The organism is Microbacterium sp. MYb62, assembly GCF_002979475.1.
In the GTDB taxonomy this organism is placed as follows: domain Bacteria; phylum Actinomycetota; class Actinomycetes; order Actinomycetales; family Microbacteriaceae; genus Microbacterium.
The window spans coordinates 1-19000 of record NZ_PCOY01000027.1 but is presented as its reverse complement, the minus strand read 5'-3'; the positions used below and the strand labels follow the sequence as shown (position 1 = coordinate 19000).

General features: G+C 65.9%; 20 protein-coding genes. 15 read left to right on the top strand and 5 right to left on the bottom strand.

The annotated features are described in order from the left end of the window. Positions 1-14: 14 nt before the first annotated feature. From CQ042_RS18165 to CQ042_RS18100, 15 genes are all read left to right on the top strand, one after another. Positions 15-1226: a maltose ABC transporter substrate-binding protein gene (locus CQ042_RS18165; protein ID WP_105671851.1), complete on the top strand. Its 1212-nt coding sequence runs from the start codon at positions 15-17 to the stop codon at positions 1224-1226. 69 nt (positions 1227-1295) lie between these two features. After that, positions 1296-2900: an ABC transporter permease subunit gene (locus CQ042_RS18160; RefSeq protein ID WP_105671850.1), complete on the top strand. Its 1605-nt coding sequence runs from the start codon at positions 1296-1298 to the stop codon at positions 2898-2900. Position 2901: 1 nt separating this feature from the next. Further along, positions 2902-3840, top strand: a complete 939-nt coding sequence (locus tag CQ042_RS18155) for a sugar ABC transporter permease (protein ID WP_105671849.1) — start codon at positions 2902-2904, stop codon at positions 3838-3840. 72 nt (positions 3841-3912) lie between these two features. Beyond that, positions 3913-4245, top strand: a complete 333-nt coding sequence (locus tag CQ042_RS18150) for a PadR family transcriptional regulator (protein WP_181157624.1) — start codon at positions 3913-3915, stop codon at positions 4243-4245. Beyond that, complete coding sequence (locus CQ042_RS18145) at positions 4242-4895, top strand: hypothetical protein (protein ID WP_105671848.1); 654 nt, start codon at positions 4242-4244, stop codon at positions 4893-4895. The genes CQ042_RS18150 and CQ042_RS18145 overlap by 4 nt, the downstream gene beginning before the upstream one ends. A 65-nt stretch (positions 4896-4960) precedes the next feature. Next, a complete protein-coding gene (locus CQ042_RS20565) occupies positions 4961-5113 on the top strand; it encodes a hypothetical protein (RefSeq protein WP_181157623.1) in 153 nt (50 codons plus the stop codon). A gap of 113 nt (positions 5114-5226) precedes the next feature. Next, on the top strand, positions 5227-6243 hold the full coding sequence (locus tag CQ042_RS18140) for an ABC transporter (RefSeq protein WP_105671847.1): 1017 nt from the start codon (positions 5227-5229) through the stop codon (positions 6241-6243). Positions 6244-6311: 68 nt separating this feature from the next. Then, positions 6312-6743, top strand: coding sequence for a hypothetical protein (locus tag CQ042_RS18135; RefSeq protein WP_105671881.1), 432 nt, complete (start codon positions 6312-6314; stop codon positions 6741-6743). Positions 6744-6848: 105 nt separating this feature from the next. After that, positions 6849-7496: a hypothetical protein gene (locus CQ042_RS18130; protein WP_029260917.1), complete on the top strand. Its 648-nt coding sequence runs from the start codon at positions 6849-6851 to the stop codon at positions 7494-7496. Positions 7497-7729: 233 nt separating this feature from the next. Continuing rightward, the gene (gene rpsL / locus CQ042_RS18125; protein WP_017201609.1) at positions 7730-8098 is read left to right on the top strand and encodes a 30S ribosomal protein S12; all 369 of its coding nucleotides are present in this window, start codon (positions 7730-7732) and stop codon (positions 8096-8098) included. 5 nt (positions 8099-8103) lie between these two features. Next, positions 8104-8574 carry a 30S ribosomal protein S7 gene (rpsG, locus tag CQ042_RS18120; RefSeq protein WP_017201608.1) on the top strand — a complete coding sequence of 157 codons (471 nt, stop codon included), beginning with the start codon at positions 8104-8106 and terminating at the stop codon, positions 8572-8574. An 87-nt stretch (positions 8575-8661) separates the two neighbouring features. Next, on the top strand, positions 8662-10776 hold the full coding sequence (fusA, locus tag CQ042_RS18115; RefSeq protein WP_105671846.1) for an elongation factor G: 2115 nt from the start codon (positions 8662-8664) through the stop codon (positions 10774-10776). 150 nt (positions 10777-10926) lie between these two features. Then, positions 10927-12117, top strand: a complete 1191-nt coding sequence (gene tuf, locus CQ042_RS18110; protein WP_017829210.1) for an elongation factor Tu — start codon at positions 10927-10929, stop codon at positions 12115-12117. A 152-nt stretch (positions 12118-12269) separates the two neighbouring features. Beyond that, on the top strand, positions 12270-12482 hold the full coding sequence (locus CQ042_RS18105; protein ID WP_105671845.1) for a hypothetical protein: 213 nt from the start codon (positions 12270-12272) through the stop codon (positions 12480-12482). A 522-nt stretch (positions 12483-13004) separates the two neighbouring features. Further along, positions 13005-13547 (top strand): VanZ family protein, encoded by a 543-nt coding sequence (locus CQ042_RS18100; protein ID WP_181157622.1) that lies wholly within the window; start codon positions 13005-13007, stop codon positions 13545-13547. A gap of 6 nt (positions 13548-13553) precedes the next feature. Here the strand turns inward: CQ042_RS18100 and CQ042_RS18095 are convergent, their stop codons facing one another. From CQ042_RS18095 to CQ042_RS20560, 5 genes are all read right to left on the bottom strand, one after another. Beyond that, the gene (locus tag CQ042_RS18095; protein WP_105671843.1) at positions 13554-14816 is read right to left on the bottom strand and encodes a lipopolysaccharide biosynthesis protein; all 1263 of its coding nucleotides are present in this window, start codon (positions 14814-14816) and stop codon (positions 13554-13556) included. A gap of 4 nt (positions 14817-14820) precedes the next feature. Beyond that, positions 14821-15573 carry a glycosyltransferase gene (locus tag CQ042_RS18090; protein WP_181157621.1) on the bottom strand — a complete coding sequence of 251 codons (753 nt, stop codon included), beginning with the start codon at positions 15571-15573 and terminating at the stop codon, positions 14821-14823. A gap of 35 nt (positions 15574-15608) precedes the next feature. After that, positions 15609-16817 carry a Coenzyme F420 hydrogenase/dehydrogenase, beta subunit C-terminal domain gene (locus CQ042_RS18085; RefSeq protein ID WP_105671841.1) on the bottom strand — a complete coding sequence of 403 codons (1209 nt, stop codon included), beginning with the start codon at positions 16815-16817 and terminating at the stop codon, positions 15609-15611. Then, entirely contained in the window at positions 16807-17901 is a 1095-nt protein-coding gene (locus tag CQ042_RS18080) for a polysaccharide pyruvyl transferase family protein (protein WP_105671840.1), read from the bottom strand. The genes CQ042_RS18085 and CQ042_RS18080 overlap by 11 nt, the downstream gene beginning before the upstream one ends. Further along, on the bottom strand, positions 17898-19000 hold a 1103-nt coding region (locus CQ042_RS20560), incomplete at its 5' end, for a hypothetical protein (RefSeq protein ID WP_181157620.1). The genes CQ042_RS20560 and CQ042_RS18080, both read right to left, overlap by 4 nt.

The window sequence follows — 19000 nt, the reverse complement described above, 5'->3', positions numbered from 1 at the left end:
AGAGGCACACACCAATGAAGGTGAACAAGAGGGGCATCGCCGCCGCAGGCGCGATCGCCATCGTTTCGACTCTGACGCTTGCCGGCTGCTCCACGGGGACCAGCGGCGACGACTCCTCCGCAGGCTCCGACGACGGCGGGAAGCTGGTCGTCTGGGTCGACGCCGAGCGCGTCGACGCGCTGCAGAACGCCGCAGACGCCTACGAGGACAAGACCGGCGTGAAGGTCGAGCTCGTCGGCAAGTCGGTCGACGACATGAAGGACGACTTCATCCAGCAGGTGCCGACCGGCAAGGGCCCCGACGTGGTCATGGGCGCGCACGACTGGCTGGGAGAGCTCTCCACGAACGGCGTGGTCGCACCGATCGAGCTCGGTGACAGCTCCGAGGACTACCTGCCGGTCGCGCTGCAGGCAGCCACCTACGACGGCACCGTCTACATGCTCCCGTATGCCGTCGAGAACATCGCCGTGCTCCGCAACGCCGACCTCGTCCCCGCCGCGGCGACCAGCTTCGACGACATGCTCTCGAAGGGCTCGTTCGTCGTCGAGCAGGGCACCGAGGGCAACCCGTACCACCTGTACCCGTTCCAGACGGCGTTCGGCGCCCCGGTCTTCGGTACCGATGACAGCGGGAGCTACGACCCCACCGACCTCCAGCTCGGCAGCGAGGGCGGCTTCGCCTTCGCCGACTGGCTGGGTGTGCAGGGCGCCGCAGGTGTGCTCAACACCGACGTCGACGGCGAGATCGCCAAGCAGCAGTTCCTCGACGGCACGGCCGCGTTCTGGCTGACCGGACCGTGGAACGTGGGCGCGGCCACCGACGCCGGCATCAACGTCGCGATCGACCCGATCCCGAGCCCGACCGGTGAGACCGCTTCGCCGTTCGCCGGTGTGAAGGGCTTCTTCGTCAGCTCGGAGTCCAAGAACAAGGTCGCCGCGAACGACTTCCTCGTCAACTACCTCGGCACCGAAGACGTGCAGCTCGAGCTCTTCGAGGCAGGCAACATCCTGCCGGCGCTGACCGCTGCTGCCGACACCGCTGCGGCCGACCCGATCATCGCCGGGTTCCAGGCCGTCGGTGCCGAGGCCGTCCCGATGCCCGCGATCCCGGCCATGGGTGCCGTGTGGGAGTTCTGGGGTGTGGCCGAGGCCGCCATCATCAACGGCGCAGACCCTGCCACGACGTGGCAGAAGCTCGTCGACGACGTGACCGCCGCGATCAAGTAACAGCCATCACACTGACCCTGCCGGGGTGGGCCTCTCCGCCCGCCTCGGCAGGATCATGACGAGGACGACATGACAGACACCGACGAGCGCACTGCTCCTCCGACCAGACGCCAGCGCCAGGCCGCGAAGATCGCGGAGGCCGCATCGGGCCCGATCGGCTGGATGCTGCTCAAGATCCTCCTGCTGGCCGTCGTCGACGCGATCGCGCTGTATGCGGTGTTCGTGCTCTTCGCCCACCAGGAGTGGCTGATCCTCGGCATCGTCGTGGTGGTCGCCGTCCTCGTCAACTACATCTACTTCTCCCGCAAGCGCATCGCGGCGAAGTACCTCACACCGGGCATCATCTTCCTGATCGTGTTCCAGGTGTTCACCCTGCTCTACACGGGGTACATCGGATTCACCAACTACGGCACCGGGCACAACGGCACCAAAGAGCAGGCGATCTCCTCACTCCTCGCCTCGGCGCAGGAGCGGGTCGAGGACTCGCCGACCTACCCGGTCACCGTCGTGGAGCAGTTCGGCACCTACGGCCTGCTCGCGACCGATCCCGAGTCCGGCGACGCACTCCTCGGCACCGCGGAGCAGCCGCTGGAAGAGGTCGACGCCGAGTTCGAGGGAGGTCAGGCCGTCGCGGTCGACGGATGGACCACCCTCCCGCTGGCGACCGTCTTCACCCTCTCCGAAGAGCTCGAGAAGCTGTCGGTCCCCTTCAGTGACGACCCGAACGACGGCAGCCTGCGTGCTCCGGACGGGCAGAAGGGGTACCTGTACGTCTCGACGCTCGAGTATGACGAGGCCGCCGACACCATCACCGACACCACCACCGGGATCGTCTACTCCGACACCGGCGAGGGGGCGTTCACCGCGGAGGACGGCGAGCAGCTGCTGCCGGGGTGGCAGACCACCGTCGGCTTCGACAACTTCGTGCGGGCGGTCACCGACTCCTCGATCCGCGGGCCGCTCATCTCGGTCACGCTCTGGACCTTCGCGTTCGCACTGATCTCGGTCGCGACGACCTTCTTCCTGGGGCTCCTGCTCGCGCTGGTGTTCAACAACACGCGGATGCGGTTCCGCAACGGGTACCGGATCATCCTGATCCTCCCTTACGCGTTCCCCGCGTTCCTCTCGGCGCTGGTCTGGGCCGGGATGATGAACGAGAGCTTCGGCTTCATCAACCAGGTGATCTTCGGCGGGGCCGCCATCCCGTGGCTCACCGATCCCGCCCTCGCCAAGGTGTCGGTGCTGCTGGTGAACCTGTGGCTCGGCTTCCCCTACATGTTCCTCGTCTGCATGGGCGCGCTCCAGGGCATCCCGGAGGATGTGAACGAGGCGGCCGTCATGGACGGCGCGAACCCGTGGCAGGTCTTCCGCCGGATCAAGCTCCCGCTTCTGCTCGTCACCGTCGCGCCGCTGCTGATCTCGTCGTTCGCGTTCAACTTCAACAACTTCAACCTGATCTACATGCTCACCAAGGGCGGGCCGCGCTTCAGCGACGTGTCGATCCCGGTCGGGCACACCGACATCCTGATCTCGATGGTCTACAAGGTGGCCTTCACCGGGCAGACGCGCGACTACGGCTTGGCCTCGGCCTTCACGATCCTGATCTTCATCGTGGTCGCGACGATCTCGATCATCAGCTTCCGCAAGACCAAGGCCCTCGAGGAGCTGAACTGACATGAGCACCGCCGGTCCTACCACCACTCACTCCGCCGCCACCCGCCCCACCACCGACGTGCAGAGCCTCGGCCCTCGTCGTCGCAGCTTCGGCGCCTGGTTCGCCGACACCGGATGGCGGCACCTCGTCGCGATCGTCGTGAGTGCGTTCGCGCTGTTCCCCCTGCTGTACGTCGTCTCGGCGTCGTTGAACCCGAGGGGGACGCTCACCGGGTCGAACCAGCTGTTCTCCGCCATCGGGATCGACAGCTACGTGCGCATCCTGAGCGACCCGCAGAACCCCTATGGCACGTGGTTCCTCAACACGCTGCTCATCGCCGTCGTCACCGGTGCGGTCACGGTGTTCATCGGCGCCTGCGCCGCATATGCCTTCTCGCGCATGCGATTCGCCGGACGTCGGGTCGGACTCGTGACGATCGTGGTCGTGCAGATGTTCCCGCAGCTGCTCGCGGTCGTCGCGATCTTCCTGCTCATGTCGACGCTGGGGGACTGGTTCCCCGCCATCGGGCTGAACACCCACACGGGGCTGATCCTCGTGTATCTCGGTGGAGCCCTCGGCGTGAACACCTACCTGATGTACGGGTTCTTCAACACGATCCCGAAGGAGATCGACGAGGCTGCCCGCATCGACGGCGCCGGTCACGCGCGGATCTTCTTCACGATCATCCTGCGTCTGGTCGCGCCGATCCTCGCGGTGGTCGGACTCCTGTCCTTCATCGGCACGGTCAACGAATACGTCATCGCCAGCGTGATGCTCGTCGACGTGGAGCAGCAGACGCTCGTGGTCGGTCTCACCAAGCTCGTCGCCAATCCGCGCTACGCCGACTGGTCGGCATTCTCGGCCGGTGCGGTGATGGCCGCGATCCCGGTGATGATCCTGTTCCTCTTCCTGCAGAAGTACATCGTCGGTGGGCTGACCGCGGGCGCCACCAAGGGCTGATCCCCGTCGGCCGCCGTCGAAGCGGGAGGTTGCCCAGCCCGCTAACCTGCATGGCATGGTAGCTTGTCTTGCATGACAGCTGATGTCGGAGCGCAGATGCGCAAGGGAGTGGTCGAGTACTGCGTGCTCGGTCTCCTCGCGCGCGAGCCGATGTACGGCTGGCAGCTGGCCGATGCGCTCACCGGCGTCGGGCTGATCGCCAGCATCGGGACGCTCTACCCGTTGTTGGGCCGACTTCGGGACAACGGCTGGGTCAGCACGTTCGACCTGCCATCGGAGAGCGGGCCGGTGCGCAAGTACTACCGGCTCACCGATGCCGGCACCGAGCAGCTCGAGCGCTTCCGAGCGCAGTGGACACCGTTCGCCCGTGTCGTCACGGGCCTCGTGGGAGAGGGACGACCATGACTGAGAGCGACGCGAAGGCTCTTCGGGAGCAGTACCTCGCACGGCTCGACGAGGCGATGCGCGGGTTGCCGCACGGTGTCGCCTCCGACATCCGCGAAGGCATCTCGGAGGAGCTCGAGGGTCTCGATGTCGTTGAGACCGAGGCGCGGATCGCCCGTCTCGGCGATCCGGTCGCCATCGCTCGTGAGGCGCAGGACGAGGTGCCGGACGGCCCGACGATCGTCGTCGCTCCGCCCGTCGCCGTGTCGCCCATCGCCCCGCGGTCGGCCACGGCGACAAGGGGCTTCGCGATCGTCGCCGCGCTGACGCTGAGCTTCGGGGGCTTCCTGCTCCCGGTGCTGGGCTGGTTCGTCGGCGCGGTGCTCGTGACTCTGACCTCGCTCTGGAAGACGTGGGAGAAGGTGACCGCCATCGTCGTGCCGTTCGTGTTCGGTGCGCTGACGCTGCTGCTCCTGCAGTTCATGAGCTTCACGGAGTTCGCCACGTCCGGGAGCTCGTCGGGTGCCGGCCCCCGGCCCGACGAGGTCGCGAACAACCCTCTGGTGCCGAGCTTCAACATGTGGCACGTGATGTTCATCCTCGGCTTCGTGCTCATCCCGGCGTCGGGCCTCTGGCTGCTCTGGCGGCTGCGCGGTCGCACTGCTCGTTGAGGGGCCCGCGGGCGCGTCCGGCGTTGCTCACGGGAAGTTCCTCCGCGCGGTCGTACCGTGGACACATGGCACGGGTGGGGGGACGAAACCTCGGGATGAGCTGGTTCGCCGGCATCGTGTGCGTCGGTGTCATCGGGGCGCTCGTGTGGCTGTCGCTCCCGATGGTTCCCGTGCTCGCCGAGTTCGCGGGGAATGCGCTGCGCAGCGCGCTTCCGTGAACACGCGTCGGCGTGGCGGGATCCCTTCTGGCGACACGTCGGCACGCCTGCGGGAGCGCCCGTCCGCCCGGCGGTACCCTCACAATGCACACATCCGATGAGAGGCGCACCCCATGAGTGACCCCGACGTTCCCCAGCCCGAGAAGCCGGCTGACGTCGACGACGTCGTCGGCAGCGCGAACGCCGGACTCGATGCCGCCGCTGCCGCGCGTGCCGATGTCCCCGCCGCGAACGACGGCGCGGAACCTGAGCCTGCCGCCGCGCCCGTCGACCCGGACCTCGCCGCATTCGAGGAGGCCGAGCGCGACCATCCCGGAACTTTCGCCGCGCAGCCTCCGGCCGCTCCGCTCCCGGCGGACGGACCGAGCGACTATGCCCGTGACGTCAGGAACGACGCCGATGCCGCCACCTCCTCGTTCTACCCGGAGCCGGTCGTGGGCGAGCCCGTCCCGTTCGGCCACGAGCAGTCCGGCATGGCAGGTGCCGCCTACGCGCCGTACGGTGACGAGGCAGACACGCGCATCGTCCCGTCCGAGCCGCTCGTCGCTGCGGCCGCTGCGCAGCCGCAGCCCATCTTCGTCCAGGCCCCCGAGCCGCCGCGCGACCGTGGCAACCGGGGCACCGCCGGTGCCATCGGCCTGCTCGCCACGCTCGTCTTCGCGGTGCTCTACCTCGGTGCGGCGCTGGGGCTCGGCGCGATCGCCGGCGACGTGACCGGCGAGAACGTCGGCGAGACCCTCATCGCACCGCTGACCACATGGGGATACTGGACGCCCGTCGTCGTCTTCTTCCTCGGGTTCTGGCTTCTCGGCGCGATCATCAACCGCGGACGCTGGGGCCTCTGGGTGGTGTTCGGGATCATCGTGGGCGTCATCGCCTACGCCGGACACCTTCTCGGACAGCTGTTCGAAGCCCCCTTCTGGAAGCTCACCGCATCACAGGGGCTCGACCTCGTCGGCGAGCAGCTGCTCGCCCCGCTGGCCATCGCCGCCTTCGTGTTCGCCCGTGAGCTGACCATCTGGTTCGGTGCCTGGGTGGCGCGCAGCGGCGCCCGCAAGACCGAGCTGAACGCCGAGGCGCAGCGCGAGTACGAGCGCACCCTCGAAGCCGGCCCGACGCTGTCGAGGTAATCACGAACTCCACCACGCCGAACCCCCGCGGACCTGAGTCCGCGGGGGTTTCGGCTGTCCTCGCCGTGGTGCTCGCCACCATCAGCTTCTTCGCCCTCGCGGTGTTCGGGCTGGGTGCGCTGAGCGTCGCGACCGACACGGACATCATCGCGGTTCCCGACCTGGGGCAGGCGCCCGGTGCGGTGGGCATGCTCGCGGCTGTGATCGCCTTCGCCCTGATGCTGTGGTCGACGCTGCGCCGGCCCCGCCCGTCGTATGTCGCGACGATCGCGATCGCTCTGGCCACCGGCCTCGCCCATCTGGCCGCCGTGTGGATCACGGTGACGATCGGTGCGGAGAGTCCCGTGCTCGCCACGGCGGTCGCGGGAGACCTCGTGCGGGGAGGCGCCAGCGCCGTGCTCGTGCTGACAGCCCTGGTCGCGGGATGGGGCGGCATCGCGCTGCGTCGCACGCGCGCCGAGCATCCGCGCTGGCCGTGGGAGCGCGAAGAGGACGAGTGACCCCCTGGCGACGACTCGCGGACTGATCGACGCCGCCGTGGCCCGTCCGCCCCGCCGTATCGGGAAATCGCGGCAGTGGCAGACGACGCGCCGTACGCTGGTGGGGTGGAGCGCTCGTTGGAGACGCAGGTGGACCAGGCCGTGGAGGCCTGGTTGCGCTGGGTGCCGCGCTGGGAGCCGGCGACCCACCGCGGTCGCGTCGCGCCATGCCGTCGCTGTCTCGGATCGCCGATCCTCTCGGCGGCGGGCATCGGTGCGAACACCCCACATGGTGTGCAGCACGGACTCTCGACGCGGATCAAGACGATCGTCGACCACGCCGTCGCGGACTACACGGCACGGAACCTGCCGATGCTGCAGCGTGAGCTCGACCAGCAGGCGGCCCGAAACCGCGCGCGCAGCTATCGCCCCGCGGAAGACCTCGATCCGGAGTTCGACGGTCTGCCGCTCGATCCGGAGCCCGTGCCAGGAGCACCGTTCCTGTTCACGATCGCGGGTCTCGCCGACGATTCCGCCGCCGAACTGCCCGCGCTGCCGCCGTTGACCGAGGAGGCCAAGATCGCCCTCCGGCAGGAGGTCGCCCTCGCCGACGAGTACGCCAACATGGTGGGCAGGGAGATCTGCGGCATCCTGCTGCGTCACCGCATCTACATCCAGGCCGCGATCTCGCAGCACGTCGAACCGCAGATCGAGGCGCTCCTGGCGGAACTCACCGAGTCGCTGGACTCCCCGTTCGACCCCGACCTTCCCTGAAGGGAGAGAGGGACGCGAGCCGCCGGACTTGCGCTCATTTGACCGTTAGGTTACGCGGCATTACACTTGATCAGGTGTGTGCACGCCTATGCGTGCGCGCTGGGCGTCGGCACCATGCCGGTCCGCCCCCACGGCATACCCATCACACCAAAAGCTCGTCGGTTCCGGCGTGCCGGTGGGTCATGATGTGAAACCCATCACGCTGTCACCGTGCAGCACTATGAGGAGAGAACGTGCCAACCATTCAGCAGTTGGTTCGCAAGGGTCGCTCGCCCAAGGTCACCAAGACCAAGGCGCCGGCGCTCAAGTCGAACCCGCAGCAGGCCGGGGTCTGCACCCGCGTCTACACCACCACCCCGAAGAAGCCGAACTCGGCGATGCGCAAGGTCGCTCGTGTGAAGCTCCGCAACGGCACCGAGGTCACCGCGTACATCCCCGGTGAGGGCCACAACCTGCAGGAACACTCGCTCGTGCTCGTGCGTGGCGGTCGTGTCAAGGACCTCCCCGGTGTGCGTTACAAGATCGTCCGTGGCGCCCTGGACACCCAGGCTGTCAAGAACCGTAAGCAGGCTCGTTCCCGCTACGGCGCGAAGAAGGGTTGAGTTAGATGCCTCGTAAGGGACCCGCCCCGAAGCGCCCCGTCGTCAACGACCCGGTATACGGTGCACCGATCGTCACCTCGCTGGTGAACAAGATCCTCGTCGACGGCAAGAAGTCGCTGGCCGAGTCGATCGTCTACGGCGCCCTCCGCGGTGTCGAGGCGAAGAACGGTCAGGACGCCGTCGCCACGCTCAAGAAGGCGCTCGACAACGTGCGCCCGACTCTCGAGGTCCGCAGCCGCCGCGTCGGTGGCTCGACCTACCAGGTGCCGGTCGAGGTCAAGCCTCACCGTGCCAACACGCTCGCTCTGCGCTGGCTCGTGAGCTACGCGAAGGGCCGTCGTGAGAAGACGATGACCGAGCGTCTGCAGAACGAGATCCTCGACGCGTCGAACGGCCTGGGTGCCGCGGTCAAGCGCCGCGAGGACACGCACAAGATGGCCGAGTCGAACCGCGCGTTCGCTCACTACCGCTGGTAAACAGCTTCGCCGGCCCCTCGGCCACTCGCCGAGGGGCCGGCACCCCCTCTTCGCAGTACGACTGCTCCAAAAGATAAGGACACTCCTGTGGCACAAGACGTGCTCACGGACCTGAGCAAGGTCCGCAACATCGGCATCATGGCGCACATCGATGCCGGCAAGACCACGACGACCGAGCGCATCCTGTTCTACACGGGCGTCAACCACAAGCTCGGCGAGACGCATGATGGCGCGTCGACCACCGACTGGATGGAGCAGGAGAAGGAGCGCGGCATCACGATCACGTCTGCCGCCGTGACCTGCTACTGGAACAAGAACCAGATCAACATCATCGACACCCCCGGCCACGTGGACTTCACGGTCGAGGTGGAGCGTTCGCTCCGCGTCCTCGATGGTGCGGTCGCCGTGTTCGACGGCAAGGAGGGCGTCGAGCCCCAGTCCGAGACCGTCTGGCGTCAGGCTGACAAGTACAACGTCCCGCGTATCTGCTTCGTCAACAAGATGGACAAGCTCGGCGCGGACTTCTACTTCACCGTCGACACGATCATCAACCGTCTGGGTGCCAAGCCCCTCGTGATCCAGCTGCCGATCGGCGCGGAGAGCGACTTCATCGGCGTCGTCGACCTGGTCGAGATGCGCGCGCTGGTCTGGGCCGGAGACTCCAAGGGTGACGTCACCATGGGCGCCTCCTACGAGATCCAGGAGATCCCGGAAGACCTCAAGGAGAAGGCTGCCGAGTACCGTCAGCAGCTCCTCGAGACCGTCGCCGAGACTGACGACGCGCTGCTCGAGAAGTTCTTCGGTGGCGAGGAGCTCACGGTCGCCGAGATCAAGGGCGCGATCCGCAAGCTGACCGTCGCCAGCGAGATCTACCCGGTGCTCTGCGGCTCCGCGTTCAAGAACCGCGGCGTCCAGCCGATGCTCGACGCGGTCGTCGACTACCTCCCGAACCCGCTCGACGTGGGCTCGATCGAGGCGCACGACCCGAAGGACTACGACACGATCATCGAGCGTCACCCCGACGCCAACGACCCGTTCGCCGCCCTCGCGTTCAAGGTCGCGGTGCACCCGTTCTTCGGTCGCCTCACCTACGTGCGCGTCTACTCGGGTCACCTGGACTCCGGTTCTGCGGTCATCAACTCGACCAAGAACAAGAAGGAGCGCATCGGGAAGATCTTCCAGATGCACGCCAACAAGGAGATCCCGGTTCCCTCGGTCACCGCCGGAAACATCTACGCGGTCATCGGCCTCAAGGACACCACCACGGGTGACACCCTCACCGACCCGGCGGCGCCCGTCGTCCTCGAGTCGATGACGTTCCCCGAGCCCGTCATCGAGGTCGCGATCGAGCCGAAGACCAAGGCCGACCAGGAGAAGCTGGGTGTCGCCATCCAGAAGCTCGCTGAAGAGGACCCGACGTTCCGCACGGAGCTCAACCCCGAGACCGGTCAGACGACCATCAAGGGCATGGGCGAGCTGCACCTCGACATCCTCGTGGACCGCATGAAGCGCGAGTTCAACGTCGAGGCCAACGTCGGCAAGCCGCAGGTGGCCTACCGCGAGACGCTCAAGAAGGCCGTCGAGAAGCACGACTACACGCACAAGAAGCAGACCGGTGGCTCCGGCCAGTTCGCGAAGATCCAGTTCACCATCGAGCCGATGGACCTGGACTCCGAGAAGACCTACGAGTTCGTGAACGCCGTCACCGGTGGTCGCATCCCTCGTGAGTACATCGGCTCGATCGATGCCGGTTTCCAGGACGCGATGAACGTCGGTGTGCTCGCGGGCTACCCGATGGTCGGCGTCAAGGCGACCATCGTCGATGGTGCGGCGCACGACGTCGACTCCTCGGAGATGGCGTTCAAGATCGCGGGCTCCATGGGCTTCAAGGAGGCCGCTCGCCGTGCCAACCCCGTTCTGCTCGAGCCGCTGATGGCCGTCGAGGTCCGTACGCCCGAGGAGTACATGGGCGACGTCATCGGCGACCTGAACTCGCGTCGTGGCCAGATCCAGTCGATGGAAGACGCCGCCGGCGTCAAGGTCGTCCGCGCTCAGGTTCCGCTGTCCGAGATGTTCGGCTACATCGGCGACCTGCGCTCGAAGACCTCGGGTCGTGCCGTCTACTCCATGGAGTTCCACAGCTACGCTGAGGTTCCCCGCGCAGTGGCCGACGAGATCGTCCAGAAGACCAAGGGCGAGTAATCGCCCTTCTGGGAGCCGGGCCCCGGTCCGGCTCCCAGGACACCTACAACTTCACATTCCCTCTCTACTAAACTGAGAACCTAACCCGTAGAGAACCGGTCGCAAACCAGTGCCCGGTCACCTCTACAACGACGTCCTGAGGAGGACCCAGTGGCTAAGGCCAAGTTCGAGCGGACCAAGCCGCACGTCAACATCGGAACGATCGGTCACGTCGACCACGGCAAGACCACGCTCTCCGCAGCGATCTCGAAGGTGCTTGCTGACAAGTACCCGTCCGACACCAACGTGCAGCGTGACTTCGCTTCCATCGACTCGGCGCCGGAAGAGCGCCAGCGTGGAATCACCATCAACATCTCGCACATCGAGTACGAGACCCCCAAGCGCCACTACGCTCACGTTGACGCCCCCGGCCACGCCGACTACGTCAAGAACATGATCACCGGTGCGGCTCAGATGGACGGCGCGATCCTCGTGGTCGCCGCCACCGACGGCCCGATGGCTCAGACGCGTGAGCACGTGCTGCTCGCCAAGCAGGTCGGCGTTCCGTACCTGCTGGTCGCGCTGAACAAGTCGGACATGGTCGACGACGAGGAGATCCTGGAGCTCGTCGAGCTCGAGGTCCGCGAGCTGCTCGCAGGCCAGGGCTTCGACGAGGACGCTCCTGTCGTCCGCGTCTCCGCTCTCAAGGCCCTCGAGGGCGACGAGAAGTGGACCCAGGCGATCCTGGACCTGATGCAGGCTGTCGACGACAGCGTTCCGGACCCGGAGCGTGACCGTGACAAGCCGTTCCTGATGCCCGTCGAGGACGTCTTCACGATCACCGGTCGTGGAACCGTCGTCACGGGTCGCGCCGAGCGTGGCACGCTGGCCATCAACTCCGAGGTCGAGATCGTCGGACTCCGTCCGACCGTCAAGACCACGGTCACGGGTATCGAGATGTTCCACAAGCAGCTCGACGAGGCCTGGGCCGGCGAGAACTGTGGTCTGCTGCTCCGCGGCACCAAGCGTGAGGACGTCGAGCGCGGTCAGGTCATCGTCAAGCCGGGTTCGGTCACGCCGCACACCGACTTCGAGGGCACGGCGTACATCCTGTCCAAGGACGAGGGTGGCCGTCACAACCCGTTCTACACGAACTACCGCCCGCAGTTCTACTTCCGCACCACCGACGTCACCGGCGTCATCTCGCTGCCCGAGGGCACCGAGATGGTCATGCCCGGCGACACCACCGACATGACGGTCGAGCTGATCCAGCCGATCGCCATGGAGGAGGGCCTCGGCTTCGCCATCCGTGAGGGTGGACGCACCGTCGGCGCCGGTACGGTCACGAAGATCATCAAGTAAGCATCTGCTTCCTCGCAGAGGGGTCGGGCCTTCGGGTCCGGCCCCTCTGTCGTTGATTACCCCGTCTCGAGGGTTCCGTTTGTCGAGGCAGGCGTGCACAATGAGTGTGGTCGCCCGATCGGTCGGCGGCACACCTTCAGAAGGGGAATCACATGGGCATCGAAGACGCCGTGAACAAGGGCAAGGACCTCTACGAGCAGAACAAGGACAAGATCGCCGAGGCCGTCAAGAGCGAGCAGGCCGAGGACATCAGCGACAAGGTGCTCGACGGCGTCGCCGACTTCGCCAAGAAGGTCGCCCCTGGTGCTGCCGACAAGATCGACGAGATCCGCGACGGCGCGGACAAGGCCGTCGGCAACGAGTAGCGCGCCCCGCATTCTCTGAGCGGCGATCCACCTCCGGGTGGGTCGCCGCTTTTGCGCCCGATGTGGCGCATTCGTCGCTGTATCGAGTAGGATCGTCTCGACCGCCTGGGGATCTTGCGGTCGGGGAAGCCGAAGGGGTTCGGTTTCCCGAAGCACGCGGTCTTCCGCGTTGAAACTGGGGATAACGATCTTGGGGATCATCGTGCGACGCGCGCACTCTGTGCGCCTGAGCGTCACCCCGCCTGCGCGGCGGCTTGTTCGCCGCGCCCTCGATCGAGGAGCTCGGCGTCCCTTCACGCCGGGTTACTCGCGTTCGGTGTGCCCCCTCGCACTGAACGCCCTCCCCAAGCGGGGCGAGGCATGGGGATGCCTCGCCCCGCTATCTCCTACGGCCTGACGACAGCGGCGTCGCGCTCGTCTGGGCATCGGCCCTCGCCGGCGCACAGCTTCCCGTCATCGAGGGCCCATAGGATGAACTGGGAATGGGAAGCGACGCCGGGTGACGGCAGGAGGAGCGGGCACGTGACGGATCTGATCGGTGCTCCGCGCGTTCCCGGGTCCGCGCACGAAGCACCTCGACAAGGTGCCGGGCCGGCGAAGAGCGGAGTCCGCTCCTGGATCACGTTCATCCTTCTGGTCTGCTACACGGGATTCGTCCTCTTCGTCACGCTCATCCCGCGCCTGAGCGATCTGAAGACAGACGCTCTCGCCGAGCGTCTGCTCGGGGTTCTCCATCGCGTCGGGGTGCCCGCATGGTTCGGCTACGACAAGCTCGAATTCACGATGAACGTCGCGATGTTCGTCCCTCTCGGCTTCCTCGTCGGTCTCGCCCTCTCGCGACGCTGGATCTGGCTCGGCGTGTTCCTGCTGCCCGCGTTCTCTGCTTCCATAGAGTGGGCACAAGGGGCGCTGCTTGACGAGCGCGTGTCGGACATCCGCGATGTCGTCGCCAACGGCGTCGGCGGCTGGATCGGGCTGCTCGTCGCGGTGATCATCCGCGCCATCGTCTGGTCACGCGATCAGAAGGTCATCGAGCGGGCGATGTGGGACGCGCGCGTACCGTAGCTGTGGTTAGCCGCGGAGCAGAATACGTATCGCCGCGGGAAAGTCTCGCCAGCGTGGGACGGTGTCTCGGATCCGCGCAGCGACCGCATGCGCGACCATCGCGTTAGACACGAACAAGGCGATACAGACGCCCAGGGCTGCGCCGATCACAGCGAACGGTGCCGAAAGGACGAAGACACCGGCCACCAGCGCGACCACGGTGACTATCTGGATCGCCGTCAGCCTCAGGCCGTGCTTCTGGGCCGCCATCCATGTGGCTCCGCAATAGGTCGCGATGGTGGCAGGCACTGCTGCGCAGAGAATGACGGTGGGGATGATCGCGTCGCGATACTCCTCGCCGAAGAGGATCGGGATGCCTACCATGCTGGCGATAGCCATCGGGATCACGAGTAGTGTGCCGAGCGCGAAACCATAGCGCATCGTTCGCGCGCCGCTTCCGTTGTCAGCGGCGTGCTCGCCGGTCATTCCCTTGAACATTGCGGCGGCCGTTGCATGCGCGATCGGCGTGCTCAAGCTCGAGACCGTCGCGGCCACAGAGTATAGGCCGGCTCCGACAGGTCCAAGCAGCGGTAGCGCGATCACCTGGTCAAGTCGGCGTGTGCTGACATCTGCTAATTGCGCACCGATGAGTGTCCAACCTTCGGCCGCGATCTGTCGCATTAATCGGATTTGACCCAGACCAGAACGAAGCCAGAGGAGGCCGACCACGAAAGCCACGATGTTGCCGAGTGATGATGCGTAGACCACACCTGCGATGGACACACTCGCAGTGAGCCAGAGCACCACGATCGTAGTGAACATCGTGCCCGCCTGAAGCACGCCCAGGATCGCCATCCGATGAAACTGTCGCGTCGCGACGAGTACGGAGACATCTTGTGCCCAGGAAACACTGAGGGGGATGAGAGACATGCTGACGATGAACGCGAGCTGGTCCGGAAAGCTGCTTCCGCGGAACAGGGCGAAGTTGACGGCGAAGCCGAGAATCAAAGACGGAAGAAGCGTCAGCAGGGCGAACATGCGCCCTGCGCTGAGCGTGGACGATAGCGACTCCCCCTCGGCGACACGGCGGCGCAGCACGAGCGGAACGCCTAGACCCACCAGGACCGTGGCGATCGTCACTACCGCGATCATCGTGGCAGAGACTCCGCGTCCTTCGGGGCCCAGGACACGCGCGACTATCGGAACCGTCAGCAGAGACAACGCGATAGAGGCGTAGCGGCCCAAGGCGATCAGCGACGGGCTCCCGCCCTGTTCCTTGCTCGTACTCATGCGTTCACGGAGTCAGCCCCAGGCTGCGGGCGATCTCGGCAGGATCACCCACAGGCGCTCGCCGCGTCTGTGCGAACCCCGACGCGCGTCGCACACGAAAGTCCAGGCGGGCGAGGTGGAGAGGGAATCGACGAATATCCCCCATCATGGTGAGGACGGGAAGGCGCGCTGACCATTTGCGTTGCAGAAAGCGGTATGCAGCCGCATAGTCGGATCCCAATGAGATGACGGGACGGCTGTGGTGAACCACAGTGAGCGGAACCACTGCCACCCGCTTTCCCGCCTCATCAGCCGTAAGCGCGATATCGGTCGCGTACAGGTGGAAACCCGGAAGAGCGGGATCGAATCGCACGCCTGATGCGCGTCGCACAATGATCACAACCTCATCGAGCGTGATCGCGTCCGAAGCTTCGGACAATGGTACGCCGACGATCTTTGACATACCGCTCGACCAGGCTTCGCCCACCGTCTCGCCGAGGGGGGTCCGGCCGATCACACCGACGACAGCGACGTCTTCTGAGAGGCCGTCGAGCATCTCCTCGAGCCGGGTGAGAGCGCGAGCCGGGAAATAGACGTCCTGGTGTGCGAGAACAACCCATTCAGTCTTGGCAGACTCAAGCGCATCGTTGAGAGCAATGGCCGCGCTCGGGTAGTCGCGATACGTCTGGAGCTCGAATGCTCCCGACTCGATGTCCGGCGACGCAGCGAGGCAGGTGGTGAGAATGTGGTCATCCGACACGGCGGCGGAGACCGCCAACCGGGGGCTTCCCACGCGAGAGAGAGTGTGTTCTTTCATCGCATTCCGATCGTTCGGGTGAGGGTGCCGACGGCCGCCTTGACGGTTGCGATGGGCGCCTCGATCGCACGAGAGATGACTCCGTAGCCCTGATAGCGAGGCGTCCGCCGGAACGCGAGGAGGCGGCCAAGGAGGCGTCCTCCTAAGACGGCGCGTCGGTTGGTCTGCAGCGGCTGAATGCGGGCCACGTCGTCAAGCTCGACGGATCGAAGCACGACGACACCGTCGCGTGCCGCCGCGGTGAGAAGGTCGTGTCCTCGCTCGGTCCTGGCGAGGACCACCGAGTTCCCTTCCGCCTCGCTAAACAGCGGGAAACCTCTCTCATCCGCCTCCCAGAAATCACCCACGGCGATATCCGCGGACATGCCCGTTCCGTCGACACAGAGCTTGCACCTCCACTGCAGATCAGTGCCCAGATGTTTCCCCCACGATTCTTCATACGAGCAGGTGCCCTCGTTGCCTGCGCTCGTGCGTACGCGAAAACGCCCGGGCCAGCCATCGCCCCGGTACTGGAGCGCGACGACCTCGCTCGCATTCTGGCCCGGAAGCAGAGTCTCGATGAGGTGGTTGGTCGCTCGCTGGCTCGGTGTACCGGCGCAGAAGAAGGAGAGCAGGATCGGGCTGGAGTTTCCCCGATCGAGGGCGATGGCACGTGCGGCGGCTACCTCGCACGGCTTTGCGACCACAGCTTGATCGGAATCAGGATCCCAGCCGTCGAGCGTGGGTACAGGAGCATACCGTGACCCCGCGGCGCGGAGGGCTTCTGCGCGAGAGGTGATGCGGACGGGCACTGTCCTCCGGGCGTCGTTCTCCCCGCTTGCGGCTGCCGCAACCGCGCTCGAACGTCCCGTCTCTACCAGCCACGTCGAGAGAGCAGTCAGCACCCCGCCGCTACTCCCTGCCCGACGGATCTCCTCGTCTGCAGCCGCGCCCTGCCAGGCGCTCCAATAGCGACCGAACGTCGCATGCTCGTGAGCGGAGGGCGGAGGGGCGTCGAGACGCGCTCCGGGGCATATCCGGCGGAAGCGTCGCGCGGCTTCGCGCGACGAACTCCCGTTGTCGGGCGCAACGATCGGACGATCGAACCCCTCACCGGACAGGCCCATCGAGATGCGCTTGTCGATCAGTGCGCACCCACCACAGCCACTGCAGTTGTCACTTGAGACGACGCGTCGGACAGCGGCCGCGAGGTGGTCATTCGGCATGGTCTGCTCCAAGGAGTGAGCGCAGCGTCGCCGCAGCCTCGTCGAGGCGAGCGCGCGCACGCGCGTTCAAGGCGCTGACCTCGTCGCTCCGGAAGCCGTCTTCGAGGAGACGCAACGTGGTTCCGGGCAGTGCATCGGTCTCGCGGACGTCGAGGCTCGTATCCCATCCGATGTCGGAGAGGAGCGGAGCGAACTTCCTCGAATAGGCCCAGGGAATCGCGGGCGTACCGGTCGAGAGCGCGTTGAGGCACGCGTGCATGCGGGCTCCGATGACGACGGAGGCGCCGGCGACGACCTCGCGTGCGTGGTCGAGGTCGCGCGGCACGATCGTCTCGATGTCGCCAGCGACCAGCCTGGCGGCGTCTTGGATCGCGGGGACGTCGTTGTCCGCTGTGGGATTGTCGATCACATGTGCCATGAGTGCCACATCTCTGCCGGAGGCCCGAATACGATCGATGGTGGTGGTCACGGCGGATCGGTAGCGAGTCGAGTCTCCGTGTCGATCCGAGTTCCAGAGGAGCCCGGATACATTCATTACGACGTCCCGCGTGTCCTCCGCTACAGAAGTTTGGGGGAGCGCGAAGACGACATCAGTCGACGAGAGCGGGCGGCAGCCGAGCGCGGCAGCGAACTCCCTGCTCGTGCTGTCTCGGGCGAACACCGCTTTGGCGATATGCACGCTCGAACGCGCCAACACACGTGACCAGGCTCTTGTGAACGGTCCAATAGTTTGAGGCCCTAGCACGAGTGGCACGCGCGCTCGGTGGGTGGCCCGGTGAGCGTAGTTCATCGTGATCAGTCGCTTAGCCCCATAGATGTCGGCGAAACTGTCGCCGGCGCCTGAATCGAGGATGACGTCGTACTCGGCAACCTTTGAGACGATGGGGCCGTTCTTGCGGCCGACATCCTTCAGGATGGTCCGACCGCCGAATCCGATCGCGGAGTCACCAGGGCCATAGTCCTGGAAATCCACTTCGGTACCTGGCCCGAAGGCCTGCATCGCGAGCGCACGCATGCCCTCGGCAAGTACACGCACGCCGAGGTTGGCCGATCGCGAGTCCGCCCAGAGGATCAATACCTTCATACGACGGGAGTCCTGTTCTTAGTGAGTGCCGAACTTGCGAGTGAATCCGGTCGACGGTCAAACATCGTGGCGAGGCACGCGCCGAGCAACGCGTACCAGACCATACTCGCCGCATCCCACCCATGAAGCGACATGATGAAACCGAGGGACGTGAGGAGGAGCGTCGTGAAGCCCAGCGTCGGCGACGTGCGCAGCGCCAGGATGCCGATGGCGAACGTCGCAAGGTACACGAGCGCGCCGAGCCAACCGGCCGCGAACACGGCGAAGACGATCTCCGAGTCGGCCGATCGAGCCAAGTCGACGGGTCCTCGAAGTTCGGAGCCCATCATCCATGTGCCCCCGGGAACGGTGCCCAGAAAGTAGCCGAAGGGACGATCGATGAATACCCTCGCGAGCACTGCATAGCTGGCGAATCGATAGTTTGCGCTGTACTCGACCCCCGTGTCGCCATCGATGAACGATGTCCAGGTGAACGAGGCGAGAAGCGCGAGCGCAGTGAATGCGATGCCGACGGCGGCTGCGAGGAGATACCAGAACCTCTGCATCCAGCGAACCAACGCGGGAATAGCTTGTATCACGGCGACGATGAGACACAGCGCGGCAGCGGCACGGCTGCCGGTTGCCCAGCACCCCGCCACCAGAAGAACGGTGACGGGCAGACGCAGTCGCCAGTTTCTGATCATCGCTGCGAGAGCGACGGCGACGGCGAGTAGCGCGCCGAGGACGAGTACGTGCTCCGCCCCAACGAGCGCGCGGGTCGCGCCCTCTCTCTGGCTCGTCAGAAACTGCTCTCCACGCCCCAGCAAGGAAACTGTGAAGATCGACTCGATGAGCGCGAAGGCGGCTGTGAGCGAGGCGACCGCGAGGAAGGCCCCGGCGTGCAAGCGAGCACCGCCTCTGCGGAACGAAATGGCGGCGAACAAGGCATAGACGGGGAACAGCACGAAGATGTGCTCGGCGTTGACCGCGAGCATCCGATCGCCGAGGGCGCGGGCGATCCACTCGATTGCAGCGACGAGGCTTGCGACGCCGAGAGCGGCCGACGCGATTAACATGATCCGTTTCCGCGGCGGCCGAGAATGCGGTTCACGAGCGCGGA